The organism is Paenibacillus sp. CFBP 13594, from assembly GCF_014842675.1.
Taxonomy (GTDB): Bacteria; Bacillota; Bacilli; order Paenibacillales; family Paenibacillaceae; genus Paenibacillus; species Paenibacillus amylolyticus_B.
The window spans coordinates 1,282,784-1,295,966 of sequence record NZ_JACYVQ010000001.1; the positions used below are offsets into that span (position 1 = coordinate 1,282,784).

10 protein-coding genes are annotated in these 13,183 nt (G+C 43.7%); 1 reads left to right on the forward strand and 9 read right to left on the reverse strand.

Features of this window, described 5'->3' with window-relative positions; genetic code table 11:
- Nucleotides 1-25: 25 nt before the first annotated feature.
- The 5 genes from IFU39_RS05720 to IFU39_RS05740 form a co-directional block, all read right to left on the reverse strand.
- The gene (locus tag IFU39_RS05720; RefSeq protein WP_105598716.1) at nucleotides 26-1,651 is read right to left on the reverse strand and encodes a response regulator; all 1,626 of its coding nucleotides are present in this window, start codon (nucleotides 1,649-1,651) and stop codon (nucleotides 26-28) included.
- Entirely contained in the window at nucleotides 1,636-3,393 is a 1,758-nt protein-coding gene (locus tag IFU39_RS05725) for a sensor histidine kinase (protein ID WP_105598715.1), read from the reverse strand. Before IFU39_RS05725 ends, IFU39_RS05720 begins: the two co-directional genes overlap by 16 nt.
- Nucleotides 3,394-3,450: 57 nt before the next feature.
- Nucleotides 3,451-5,130, reverse strand: a complete 1,680-nt coding sequence (locus IFU39_RS05730) for an extracellular solute-binding protein (RefSeq protein ID WP_105598714.1) — start codon at nucleotides 5,128-5,130, stop codon at nucleotides 3,451-3,453.
- A 125-nt stretch (nucleotides 5,131-5,255) separates the two neighbouring features.
- A complete protein-coding gene (locus IFU39_RS05735; RefSeq protein WP_105598713.1) occupies nucleotides 5,256-6,806 on the reverse strand; it encodes a glycoside hydrolase family 43 protein in 1,551 nt (516 codons plus the stop codon).
- A gap of 7 nt (nucleotides 6,807-6,813) precedes the next feature.
- Nucleotides 6,814-8,331: a glycoside hydrolase family 43 protein gene (locus tag IFU39_RS05740; protein WP_105598712.1), complete on the reverse strand. Its 1,518-nt coding sequence runs from the start codon at nucleotides 8,329-8,331 to the stop codon at nucleotides 6,814-6,816.
- 163 nt (nucleotides 8,332-8,494) lie between these two features.
- Between IFU39_RS05740 and IFU39_RS05745 the strand changes: the two genes are divergently transcribed.
- Nucleotides 8,495-9,358: an AraC family transcriptional regulator gene (locus IFU39_RS05745; RefSeq protein WP_091016301.1), complete on the forward strand. Its 864-nt coding sequence runs from the start codon at nucleotides 8,495-8,497 to the stop codon at nucleotides 9,356-9,358.
- Nucleotides 9,359-9,492: 134 nt separating this feature from the next.
- Here the strand turns inward: IFU39_RS05745 and IFU39_RS05750 are convergent, their stop codons facing one another.
- The 4 genes from IFU39_RS05750 to IFU39_RS05765 all read right to left on the reverse strand — a co-directional run bounded on the left by IFU39_RS05750 (nucleotide 9,493) and on the right by IFU39_RS05765 (nucleotide 13,148).
- On the reverse strand, nucleotides 9,493-11,187 hold the full coding sequence (locus IFU39_RS05750) for an ABC transporter substrate-binding protein (RefSeq protein WP_192131624.1): 1,695 nt from the start codon (nucleotides 11,185-11,187) through the stop codon (nucleotides 9,493-9,495).
- 275 nt (nucleotides 11,188-11,462) lie between these two features.
- Nucleotides 11,463-11,738: a barstar family protein gene (locus IFU39_RS05755; protein ID WP_091016304.1), complete on the reverse strand. Its 276-nt coding sequence runs from the start codon at nucleotides 11,736-11,738 to the stop codon at nucleotides 11,463-11,465.
- A 14-nt stretch (nucleotides 11,739-11,752) separates the two neighbouring features.
- Nucleotides 11,753-12,187 carry a ribonuclease domain-containing protein gene (locus tag IFU39_RS05760; protein ID WP_091016306.1) on the reverse strand — a complete coding sequence of 145 codons (435 nt, stop codon included), beginning with the start codon at nucleotides 12,185-12,187 and terminating at the stop codon, nucleotides 11,753-11,755.
- Nucleotides 12,188-12,386: 199 nt separating this feature from the next.
- Complete coding sequence (locus IFU39_RS05765; protein ID WP_244660877.1) at nucleotides 12,387-13,148, reverse strand: alpha/beta hydrolase; 762 nt, start codon at nucleotides 13,146-13,148, stop codon at nucleotides 12,387-12,389.
- Nucleotides 13,149-13,183 lie beyond the last annotated feature (35 nt).

Below are 13,183 nucleotides of genomic sequence, written 5' to 3' on the forward strand. Positions count from 1 at the left end.
TTGGTCAATTCCAGAGTATTCACCATTAACGTACCAAAAGGGATTCCCGGTATTCTTGGGGAGTCATTCCCGTTATTTTCTTAAAAAGTCGGGTAAATGAATGGGCAGCCTCGTACCCCACTTGAAGTGCGACCTCACGCACCATAAGATTTGTGTTCTGAAGCATTTCTTTGGCTTTCCGTATTCGGCAGTCGTCAATAAACTCTGACACGTTTATTCCCATTTCCTGCTTAAAGAATCGGGACAGATAGGATGGATTAAAATGATGAAGTTCTGCCAGTCTCACCAGAGAAAGATCTTTCTCAAGGTTCTCCTTGACGTAACTGCATAAGGAATGAATGACAACGTTAGCGCGTTCCTGTTCATTTGATCTTTTGTAGCGTACTAGTTCATCGGCAGCACGATATAGAAATTGTACTGCATCCTTCATGCATGTATACTCCCCTAAGTGCAGCAAGCTTCGTTGATCCGGGATTTTCTGTTGAAGACCCCAACGATTGATCGTTGAATGCAATAATAAGGCCAGATTGTAGTATGTCTCCATGGCACGTTCCATCGTAATTTCCTGTTGCAGCAGTTCTCCTGCAAGCTCCTCAAATATATCGTAAAATGGCTGAATTCTTCCCGTTTCCAAATATCCTGACATAATCTCGATCCGGTTTGAGATCCGCATGGATTCTTTGGGTACATCAGATGAGAGATCATTACGATGATCCGTGAGTACCATGGATACACCATCCCCAATTTTCATCCACTGGAGTAATCTCAGACGTTCATATTGTTTGGTTAATTCGGACCAATTACAGCTTCGACTACTTAATGAAAAAGCAATGGATACGCCGAGTGAGACCATGCATGCTTCCTGTACCAGTTCCAGCGTACCTTCTAGAAATCGCACAAGTTTATCATTAGTCATCTCTTCCTCCTGCTTCGGCTGAAGCAGCCAGATCGTATCCCCATAATGGTCCGTTACACTTGCACACACTGTACGCTCATTCATCAGAGAAGAGCCGATAATGCGAACAGATTCCTGGACTTGTGTGAGGTCCGAACCTTTTTCTGGCAGATTATTGAACCGACCCAGTATGAGATAAACAGGCGAGTTGATCTGTAATCTTATATCTCGTTTGGATAATTCGTCCTGCATATCCATGGTAGAATCTATAACCGCTGTACAGTCTTGAAGTAACTTCCGTAAATACTCTTTTTGCTGAATCAGTGCAAGCTGCGAATTGACTTTATGAGAATGTTCCAACAACTCAATCATGCTGTAACTTCGACGGATCTCTTCCATCACATCTTCTACAACTGACATCACCTTGTCATAACCTTCCGTTTTGAGCAAGTAACGCACATTAGCCATCTGAAAAGCTTGATATGCATAATCAAAATCGCTATGTCCTGTCAGAAAAATGACGCGACAATTCGGCCAACTGGCTTGAATCCGCTCTGTCAGTTCCAACCCACTCATGCCCGGCATACGGATGTCCGTTAGAACAATGTCAATTCTCGACCGTTGCATCCAGGACAATGCTTCTGTTGCAGAGTAGGCTTTACATACATCAAGCTGGTCGGGTATATGTCTGGCGAACGTTTCATAGAGACTATCCGTAATAATCTCCTCGTCATCTACAATCAAAAGTCGATACATTCGTTTTCCCCCTCTTTCCACTGGATTCGAATTGTGACTTTTAACCCTTGCAGTTCACTTCTGGTTAGGAAAAGGCCACTTCCTTCTCCATACGTCAGGACCAGACGTCGATGAATATTTATTAACGCGGTCATTTCGTCTGTACCTCCGTCCTTATGCAAGCGTTGTTGAAGAGATTGAATGTGTTGCTCTTCCAACTCATTACCATTATCCTCTATGGTGATCTCGGCATATGACTCTTCCATATTAAACCCAATAATTAGAAGACCGGAGTCCGAATTCTTTTCAAGGCTGTGCTCGTAGGCATTCTCAATAATGGGTTGAATAATGAGTCTGGGAACTTTGATGTGTTCCATCTCAGCAGGTAGTGACCCAAAATCAACTTTGATTCGTCTGGAGAATCGTAATTGTTGAATCTCTGTATAGATTCGTGAATGCTCAACTTCCACCTTCAACTTCACATGATCTGTTTCATTCCGGGTAATGAACCTGAAATACTCTCCAAGCATGTTCGTGAATTGCTCAATACGTTCGGTTTCTCCTGTCCTTGCCAGTGAATTCAGAATAAAGAAGCTATTATACAGAAAATGAGGATTAATCTGCGATTGGAGCTGTTTCAACTCGGCCCGTTGCATCATCAGTGTTTTCTTAAAATCTCGATCGATAAGGGATTGAAGATTTTCAATCATTAGATTAAAACGGGTGTAGAGGAAGCCGAATTCATCCTTTCGGTTATGTGCAATGGGGACATCAAGCATGCCTCCCTCCATTTTTTTGAATCTTTTCACCAACAACAGTAACGGGATATGAATCAACTTGTAACTTGAATAGAGATACGCCGTGATGGCAACAAATGATGTAATTGCAAACAGCCAAGCCCAATGATAGAACTTGCTAAGCGGTTTGGTGACAATGGCCTCGGGTAGATATGTAGCTACGGATAAGCCCAGAGAATCCATATGCAACTGACTAACATGATACATGGTGTCCCCCACCTTCATCCGAAAGCCATCAAGTGTACCTTTCACACTGTTCTCACGATAATTTGCGAGAATAACACTTGCTTGATGGTTATCTGTGATGGCATGCCCCGTGACGTCCTCAATCAGGAAAGTTGAACTCTCCGGGTACAAATTAAGTCGTGTAAGTTCATTTTGAAAATGATCAGTATTCAGCTCCACTTGAATGACAAAAAGCGGGGGCTCTCCTCTGGTACCCGTCAGTCTGACGGCACTGTGGTTCAGGGTGTCCTCTTTCACCGTGAAACGTGTACCTTTTCCTTGCATGCCTGAACTGAAGTATACATATGAACTTTTATCAAAATCATCGATACCTTGGATCGCGGATATACTTTTGCCAACTGAAGGGATATGTACATATACGTTTTTGATATAAGCCGTGCTATTCTTGAATGAAGCGAGTCGTTCAGTCAGATAATTTAATGTATCCCGTCGCTCAACCTGATCCATCATATCCCAGAGAATAGCCAGACGATTCAATTTGCGATCCTCAACGATATCAAACTGCTGTAATTCCATCCATTCCATCTCTCTGTTCAATTCCAAGACATATTGGTTCAACCGTCTCTCTGTTGACAATGATATTTCCTGGCTTGCATTGTCATAACTCCAATGATACAGATACACTCCAAGGAGAATCAGGGGGAGCACAAATACCAGATAGGTGATTATTAATCGCGCAAATATACTGTTAAACCATGATTTAGCAGGGATCTTGATCAATGCATTCACCTCCAATGCCAAAGGCTGAGTGGGTTCCTTGTATGAATAAAGTGAACATTAGTGCTCCTTTGGCTTGCTGGTGCGAAACCACGCGTTAACTTCCGATGTGATCTGATCTCCCCCCAGCTTGCGCCAATTCTCTACGAATTGATCAAACTCTTCTATCGGCCTGCCTAGAATAATGTTCATATAGGCTTCAAGCTGAAGATCTCGAAGAATAATTTGTCGATCAACCATGGTGTCTGTAATGCCGCCAGTGAACTCATCATAGAGAAGTTGACCGTTCTTCTCGTACGCATCTGCAATGCTAAAAGCACCCGAAGGACCATAGGTTTGTTTCCAGCCCCAGCCGCTCTCTACATCTTCCAATTCATAGGCCACAATGCGCTTGTGAATGGCGAGAGCTTCATTCTCCAGAGCCGAGAAGTCTCCTGTGCTTCTGGCATCACGAATTTGTTTGTATGCATCTATGTTTTTATTACCGGGAAATGGAGTCACCGGTGAAAGCATCCATACAGCTCGGGAGTCGTCATTATAGTATGTTTCGTACTGTGCCTGATCGCCCCAGTTGATGTCCAGATGCAGATTCATCAGCTTTACAACCACCTCCGGATGAGCGAATCCCTTTTTTACAGCAAAGTATTGCCCGGTATTGGAACGTAGCGGTACGAACAGACTCCGGTCTGACTTGGCAACAATGGGGTATGCCTGCCATTCTACATCTGTATCTGTGTCACGGGTGGTCTGGAGCATAAAGGGTGTCCACTGTTCTCCGTAGAGCATCCCTATTTTTCCGTCCTTAACCAGACGAAACGCCTTGCTTCCACTTTTATAGCCGAAATCCGGGTCAAGTTGGCCTTCACGATACAATGTTTGCAGTGCTTTCAGAGCCTCGCGAACTTCAGGCTGTATACCTCCATAAGTGAGATTTCCTTCTGCATCTTTAACCCATATATTAGGGTAGGCACCGTAGCCAGAAATCAATCCCGCAGCTCCCATAACTGGATCCCATAAATGGTTGGTTAGCGCAAGTCCGTACGTATCCTGCTCTCCATTCCCGTCGGGGTCTCCATCTGTAAACGCTTTCGAAACTTGAAGAAGCTCTTCCATCGTTTCAGGCGGCCGTAGTCCCAGATTCTCCAACCAATCGGTTCTAATCCACAGGTACTGCGCAGTCTCAATGGAGGAAGAGGATTCAGGAATAGCCATGAGTTGGCCGTCTATGGTTGCCGCATCAAACGCTCCTCTGCCCTCTGCCTCTAATATGCTCTTCGTAAGTGGTGAAGCATGCTCTTGGTACACATGGGTTAAATCTTCGATCATTCCAGCGTTACTCAGTTGTCTAAGTTGATATGGATTTACTTTTACCACATCCGGGAAACGTCCTGCAGCAAGAGATACACCCAGCTTCTGATTGTATACATCTCCATTAGCAATCCAGTCATAGTGAATTTGAATACCTAACTCTTTCTCGTACAAACGAGTCCAGCGATTATCCAGCATCGTCTCACCAGGCAACTGGCTAATCATGCGCTCGAGGTCATCTCCGGTTTCCCTGACAAAAGAGACCACAATAGGAGGAGAATACCTCTCAAACGTAGCGGGAAGTTTCATCTGTTGCCCATCTGGCTGCGGATGAGGTTGTTTGGAATTTCCTTCGGTATGACCTGCTGGTATCGACACAGCTAGGAACAGAATAAAAGTCCATTTTGTTATGTCCAGACATCTCTTATACATGACGACATGCCCCCAGTTCGGTTTAAACAACTGTCTTCTCTCTGTCCATTATGAATCCATATCATTGTACAACAACTTGTAATCATTGAATACGAAAAGCCGCCGTTGGGCGGCTTTTACATATTTCATTGTTTCTCATCAGGATTAATCACACGATATTCAAAATTCGAAAAGTCAGCTGTTCCGCCAACCATTTGAGTTGAATATGCAAACAACCCCGTTCGGCAACCCATAAAATGATCAAGTTTATATACCATTTTATGGATAATCCCGATATCTCTCCATTCCACCCCATCGAAATAGGCAAAAGAGCATTCATCCAGATTATTCTCAAAATTTCCGAATGCTTTCAGTTTAACGACTGGATCTGATACCGGGATACGTTCATGTTCAGTGGCTGGCTCCTGGTCAATAAGATTACCAAATATGGTTGAGTCCTCACTATTTCTAGCATGCATGACCAAGTAAAACTTGCTATCCTGCTTCGTAAGAGCGATCATACCGTATGAACCAATCAGAAAGCACAACCCAGCATAATCCCCATCATTCAGACGACTGCCGTCAAGCATAACTATTGCTTCGCAAGCGGGCCCCATGGAACGCTGGGTTAGAGTATTTACCGCAAACGTCAGATTTGGGCTGATCTGTCCAGTTCGAACACGATAAACTCCTCGTTTCTCTGTGACGGACCAAAGTTCATGATTAGGTGTATGATTCCACTGCCAAAAATCGCGGAGGCGTATTCTTCCATCTTCTTCAGCTGCATAATTGAAACTGTCGCTACCTACTAACGGGTTATAACGGTGCTCTGGTCTCGTGCTCGGAATATGAATCTGTTTTGGAGCTTTGCTTGCAAATACCGGAATACCTTGATCAAAATGGAGCGGAACCAAAACAGGAATCCGGCCTACAGCCCCATGATCCTGAAACAGCATTGCATACCAGTCCCCATTCGGTGTATCCACGATGCCACCCTGAGCCACACCTGAATTGAAATAATCCATATCGTCATTAAATACTTCTCCGCCAGTGAAGACATCTTCCAGAGAGTCTGCCGTATAACACGCCTGCGTTCTCCGTCCGGTAGCTTTCGTTATATGAATCAGGAATACAACATATTTCCCATTAATCTTGTAGAAATGTGCTCCTTCATAACCAAGGTGATGAGACTGCTCGTCTTTTACAATCAAGCGATGCACTCCGCCAGGTTTCGGCCCGGACAGATCAGAGCTTAATTCGGTCAGATAGATCTCGGTATTCCCGTAGACAAGATATGCTCGTTCATCATCGTCGAAAAATAAGGAGCAATCATGGTAAAACCCTTCGACTACTTGTTTCTTCCACACTCCCGAGATGGTGGGTGACGTGTACAAGTATGTTTTTCGGGTATCATTCGCCACAAAGATCACATAGAACATCCCTTGATGATAGCGGAGCGATGCAGCCCACATGCCTTTGCTATAAATGTGCTGACCATCCACCAGCCGCTGTGCAGGTGTATCGTCCAATGTGTCGTATACATATGTCGCTACTTCCCAATGGATCAGGTCATATGAACGCAGGATGACACATCCCGGCATCATATGCATGGTCGTACTAACCATATAATATGTGTCCTCTACACGAATAACGTCAAGATCCGGGTAATCAGCCCAAATAATCGGATTTGGATACATGTTTCAATTACACCTCATTTTTTCTGTTAAACTTCCATTCTCTTAAAAGGATGATGGAGCTGTCGGTTGAATTCTTAAGCTTAATATACAAATCTTGCACACCTTTTGCACCCGTAACTTTCGTTGTTAGTTCCATCCATTGAAGAGTTCCGGTCGCAGGCGGAACAATGATTTCGGCAATTAACGGTCCGTCTGCACGATCAAGCCGAAGTTCCAACGTGCCTTCGCTTCCTTGATTCGCAATAATGGCTGTAAAGGTTGTGGGTCCTTCACTTTCAAAGTCGACCTTGGATATAGCTATCCAACTGTCGTTTTGCAGCTTAGCGGACATGATATTCGAATCGGATGCAGATATCTCAGCAGCGTCAAGATATTGCTCTGTTGTTACTCTGCTGCTCCATCCAATCGTCGAACCGCTTACCCATTCATAAGGATTGAAGCACTTGATTTGATCTACGCCCTGATAATCTGCATGTACCTTCTGGATCTTACCCGTGGCCTCATCATGCTCGACTCGATTCAGATGTGTTGAACGGTAACCATCGGGAATATTCATAGCCTGGCTTAAAGTCTGAGCATGATAGGCAATGTACCACTGATCGGCCAGTTGGAATATAGCATGATGGTTATTGCCGCCAACATTAAAAAAGTGGCCCGGATTCTGGAGCAACGTTCCCTGATATGTCCATGGCCCCATCGGCTGAACACTGGTCATATATGCAATTTCACCGGGTGGTGGACTGCCCTCTGGCCGATCACCCTCAATAAAATTGGAACAATACGTAAAGTAGTAACTATTATTATATTTATGTATCCCTGCATCTTCAAACATATAAGGCGCCTGAATCACCTTTGCTATACCAACAACGCTGGTCATATCGTCTCCCAATCGCATAACTCTTGCCGTATCAGGTCTTTCTGGTTTCCCCTGCGGAATACCACCACCGAAGTATATATAGGCCTGATGATCATCATCTACGATTACAGCCGGATCGAACAACCAGGTTACTTCCTCCACTCCCGGAGTTTCTCTTGTAATAAGTGCTTTGCCTATCGGATCTATCCATGGACCAATAGGTGTTGGTGCAGACAATACACCAATTCCACTGGCATTGTTGGCGAAATAAAGAAAGAAACAGTCCTTGCCATCCAAGGTTCGATGAGCAGCTGCCGGCGCCCAGGATTGCGAAGCCCATGTTGCAGCGCCTTGAGGTCCAGCAACTCTGATCTCCCCATGATCGGTCCAGTTGATTAAGTCATCCGAAGAAATGACCGTAATCTTGTTGATTGAACTGTAACTGTTTTTCTGAGGAAGACCGTCCTTATCATATTCCAGCTTATCACTAGTCATGTATAAGTAGACTCGATTGTTAAATACCAAAGCATAGGGATCGGCTCCGAATTTGTGGGCCACCAGAGGGTTACCGTTGGGATGAAGCTTTCCAATCTCCCCTGGAATACTCTCCAGATTGGCAGCTTGGGTTTGCTTTTGCTCACCAGCATGTGGTGTAGAATGATGATTCATCGAAAAAATCCCCCTATAATCGTTTTTAGTTGTACTTTATAAAGAGAAAGCGTTTGCAATACAAAAGGTATCATGATAGGATGATTACATTTTAAGGTAAGCTGAGTACAATTTCATTGCGTTAACCGCTCTATTTATTGCGTGAAATGACGGGAGGTACTTCATGAGTGGATCCTCTGAATGTTTTTATGATCCCATCCAGCCTGAGCTCTTATATCTGCACCGCGTAACAACGTATAAGCTGGAAACGATCTATCATCGCCATAATGCATACGAGATCTACCTGTTTCTTCGTGGCAACGTTCACTTTTATGTAGAAAATCGATGTTATCATCTGCAGCGGGGGGATTTGCTAGTGATGTCACCCGAGGAGATGCACCGAGCCTTTATTCTGGATGAATCTGAGTATGAGCGAATTACAATCAATCTCAAAAAAACATATCTATTTCAGCTTTCCACACCATCAACCAATCTATCATCATGTTTTGATCATCGCCCCAAAGGAACAGGCAACATCGTGCATCTAGACGAGTATAACTTGAAGCAGATGCTGCAATGTACGAACGAACTGGAAAGATTGCTTGCTTCCGATGCTTATGGCACCGATATCAAAATAAATGCAGCCGTAGCCCAATTGTTGGTCATGATTAACGTCTGGTTTCATAACAATTCCTTTGTTCCCAATGATATTATGCCTGAACTGGTTCGTGAAACCATGGATTATATTGAAACACATCTAAATCAAGACATTACACTTCGCAAACTTGCCGAAGTGTTCTATATGAACAGCACATACATCAGCAGACAATTCAAAAAGCATACCGGATTGACGATTCGTTCCTACATTTTGGGTCGTCGGATTGAACGGGCCAAATTCCACCTGTCTGAAGGAATGAGTATTACGGATGCTTGCTTTCAATCTGGCTTTAGTGACTATGCTAACTTCATTCGCAGTTTTACCAAAATGGTCGGCACTTCTCCAGGCAAATATAGCAAACAACGACGTGATGCAATCGAAATATTATGATGATAACGACAAGATAATGCACCAAAGCAAAAAACATCAAGCCATGCAGGATGGCTCGATGTTTTCTTTTTCTTCATTTGCCTGGTATACATATTTAATCTGTATTAAACTGTTAACGAGATCATGTCCAACCGTTAATTGATCTCTTTGCCAGACCACAGACTAACACGTTCTTTAATCCACTTTGTATACTGCTCTTCCATGGCTACAGCGCCCGCAGCATCAAGTTCTGCAATCATATTATCATATATGTCTTCAAAGGCAGCTGGAGAGGATGTAATTGCTTCCGCGATCCGTTTCTGGATAATATCCTGTGTCTTCTGATACACCACATTATAGTCTCCGCTATCCGTAGGAATCGGCATATTATAAGCTGCGCCCCACTCTTTCACCGGGAACTCATCTCCGTTAGGGAATAACTCCTTCCAGGTTGTAATACCGTACCCTTTCAGAGTTTCTTTTTCTATATCAGAATAACCTTCCTGGATCTGCTCAGGATAGTTGGTTGTATAATAGTTGTCCGTTGAATCTTTGACACCATCTCCATAATGAGCGCCAAAAATAGTGTATAAGTTGATACCGGTTTCTTTGCTGAATGTACTATTGTCTTTGTTTTTACGTTCCTGAATATCTGCCGGTATTTTGCGAACTCCGTCTTCCACAACGTAATGTTCTCCTTCGATACCCCAATTTCTCAACACTTGACCTTCCTCAGAAGAAAGCCAATCCAGGAATTTGATGGCCCGAACCGGGTCTTCAGCATCAACAGTTATGCCGATACCATATCCATCAAAGCCGATATCCTGAAAATCTTTGCGCTGGAAGTTGTCGTTCAGCGTTACCGGATAGAAGCCATAAGTCATATCGTCCTTGCCTGCACTTTTCAAAGCATTTTCCGCATCGCTAAATCCCCAAAGTGGATCAAGCACGGATAGAACACGTCCGCTGGCGATCTTGGACTTATATTGATCATCTTTTTGAACAAAACTGTCTTTATCCACTAGACCTTCATTATACATTTTGTTTAACCAACGGAAATATTCCCTCTCTTCAGGACGCTTATAATGAAGAACAGCTTCATATGTGTCAGGGTTAATGAAATATTCACCATCCCCAGGTCCTCCCGTAGCCATGACTGCCGGATCAGTTACGGTAATCATACGGCGCCATCCATCTGCACTGAGTGTCAGCGGGATTGTCGGTTGGCCATCATCTGTCGTTGGATTATTCTTGTAATACTCTCGGAGGACATTTTCATAATCTTCCAAGGTTTTGATCTCAGGGTACCCAAGCTCTTTGACGACACGATGCTGAATAGCAGCACCATTTGTCGCATCGAAGCTTTCTTGATCGATCGCACCATTCGTTGGAATCCAGTATATGGATGGGTCTTCATTGCTATATTTCAAGCGATTAAAATGCTCACCGTATATCTTTTTCAAATTGGGTGCATGTTCTTCGATCAGATCCGTCAGATCAATCATTGCACCAGCATCAACAAGTCTGCTTAAGTTGCCTTTAGGAAAGATCAGATCCGGGTAATCACCGCTTGCGGCCATAAGGGATATACGGTCGTTTCCTCCCCCGCTTGAGATATCGAATTCTGCATTGATGGTTACACCCGTTTCTTCCGTAATTTTCTTCCCTACAGCATCCTGCATATTGTTCCAGTTGGGACTTGCATCCGCACCGAAGAAGGTAAACGTGATCGGGCTGTTAGGGTCACTGGTATTCGATTCTGAATTCTCTGTAGCGTTTCCGCAACCGACGGAAACCAGTACAACACTTGTTACGAGACATGCTCCTAGCATTTTTGAAACGGCTCTCATTATTTTTCTGCCCCCTAAATGGTGTTAGTCGTAATAACCAATCCAGACATTAAAGATGGTTCGTTCAGAAGTGGTATACGCTTACATATTCAATCGGTAATGTACGACTACACTCCTGCCTAACCTATTCCATGCTTAAAGTATAAGGAAGTCTAATAACCCCAACCTTGATTATTAAGCCATAAAAATAGCATGATCTAGACATGAATCTCAGTAAAATGTGAAGACCAAAAAAGCGATGGTTGCCCATCGCCTCATAACATCTAACTTCCTTTTCAGTAATATAATTCCAACGTAAAACCTTGGATTTCCGCTTCCACATCTCGCAACAATTCCATGACTTGATCTGCGTAATCACCAAGAGTTTCTTTACTTTTCTCGAAACCAAGCCATTGAACAGTAAGCGGCATGCTTACAGCCCCAGTCAAGACATCCCACAGCGCGTCCAAATTGCCTCCGTAGTTCTCGTCTAACTCAAGCTGGTTCTGAAGCACTTGATGCAACTCTTCCTTGCTGTGAATGTGGTATCCGTCAATTTGAATATTGCTCATATCATGACCTCCGTTTATTTTAACTGTTCAAATGACTTGTAATGATCTGTCGTCTGGTAGATTAAACCGTCATTCGAGTATAGAATTCGGTCGCTTCCGCGCCGTCCTCCTGAGTAATTGATATCAGCTTCATACCATATCCGGCCTTTTTTGCTGGGGAGTAGCCCTTCCCGGTTACCAAACACATCGCCGCCGATGCTTTTGCCTGGAGCGACTTCATGTAGATTCCCTTCACTTGGCTCCCAGCCCAATTCCCTGGCCTCTTTCTTGGTAATGTAATTCGGTGGGAGTTCATGATGCTCCGAGATATAATTGGCAACTTCATCAAATCCCATATCCTCTGATACTTGAGGTGATCCGATATCCAGCACAGACTCTGATGTACAACCCGAGAACATTAATGCAGCGAGGACAATCACTAACGTGTAAACAAATTTTCTGAAAAACATAATCTTTTCTCCTTTGAATGTTCTTGCTCTTGCTGTGTCTTCGTTTTTAAGCCTATCATTGAACCGAAATTCAATCAATATAAGAAGTTAGCCCTTCTCCATTGAGGCACAACCATATCCTTCAACTAAAAAAAGCCGCTAAAATAGCGACTTTAATCTTACCACGGATCATTACCATTCAACACATTCATTTATGATCTTATTTGAATCGATCCATCCAGTTCTCCAACGCTACAACAACCTCTTCCAACTGCTTCTCTTCTGTAACTTTAGGCTGATTATCTCCTTTTTGCATACCGTATGAGCCAAATTGACCATGATTTCCACCTTCAATACTTACATAAGTCGTGTCTTCTGGAAGGTTTGCTTTGGCGCTCTCCCAGGATTCCCTGTTAAGCACCCCATCATTCGAGCCTGTAATCTGTAAAATAGACAAGTTCGTATTCTTTAAGCTCCCCCCATCATCTGCATAGGAAGCCAGGAAAAAGACGCCTGCCAGCTTTTCATTGTGCTCCGCAGCATACCGTGCTGCGAATGACCCTCCCAATGAATGTCCGCCAATTACAAAAGCTTCGTTAGGATGTTCCTCGATAAACGAATCTGCCTTGTTCTGACCGAAAATCGCCAAGTTCATTGGCATGATAGCGATATCAACGCGGTGTCCCTGTTCTGCCATTTCTCTAGCAAGTGGAGAATAACTTTCAGGTTTGACTAGACCTCCTGGATAAAAAATAATATTCGGTTCGGTTAACTTTGTATTCACGGGTTCAAACCGGTAACCGTCCTTCAACTTGGTGACAGTAACCTGAGCGTCACTTGTTATTGCCGCTTCAGCTCGTTCAGAAGGACTATACGTAACCGAATTGAGATATACGAACACTCCAGCCACAATGATCACGATGGACAAGATCGTCCACATGATTATCTTTTTCCATTTGTTTGTACGTTGTGCTGTTTTCAACCTTAAAACCACCTTAGTATGAGGATAATGATATG

Excerpts from the sequence above, each read along its gene's own strand:
- IFU39_RS05730 (WP_105598714.1), bottom strand. The coding sequence starts at position 5,130 with ATGTATAAGAGATGTCTGGACATAACAAAATGGACTTTTATTCTGTTC.
- IFU39_RS05740 (WP_105598712.1), bottom strand. The coding sequence starts at position 8,331 with ATGAATCATCATTCTACACCACATGCTGGTGAGCAAAAGCAAACCCAA.
- IFU39_RS05735 (WP_105598713.1), bottom strand. The coding sequence starts at position 6,806 with ATGTATCCAAATCCGATTATTTGGGCTGATTACCCGGATCTTGACGTT.
- IFU39_RS05745 (WP_091016301.1), top strand. The coding sequence starts at position 8,495 with ATGAGTGGATCCTCTGAATGTTTTTATGATCCCATCCAGCCTGAGCTC.
- IFU39_RS05755 (WP_091016304.1), bottom strand. The coding sequence starts at position 11,738 with ATGAGCAATATTCAAATTGACGGATACCACATTCACAGCAAGGAAGAG.
- IFU39_RS05720 (WP_105598716.1), bottom strand. The coding sequence starts at position 1,651 with ATGTATCGACTTTTGATTGTAGATGACGAGGAGATTATTACGGATAGT.
- IFU39_RS05750 (WP_192131624.1), bottom strand. The coding sequence starts at position 11,187 with ATGAGAGCCGTTTCAAAAATGCTAGGAGCATGTCTCGTAACAAGTGTT.
- IFU39_RS05760 (WP_091016306.1), bottom strand. The coding sequence starts at position 12,187 with ATGTTTTTCAGAAAATTTGTTTACACGTTAGTGATTGTCCTCGCTGCA.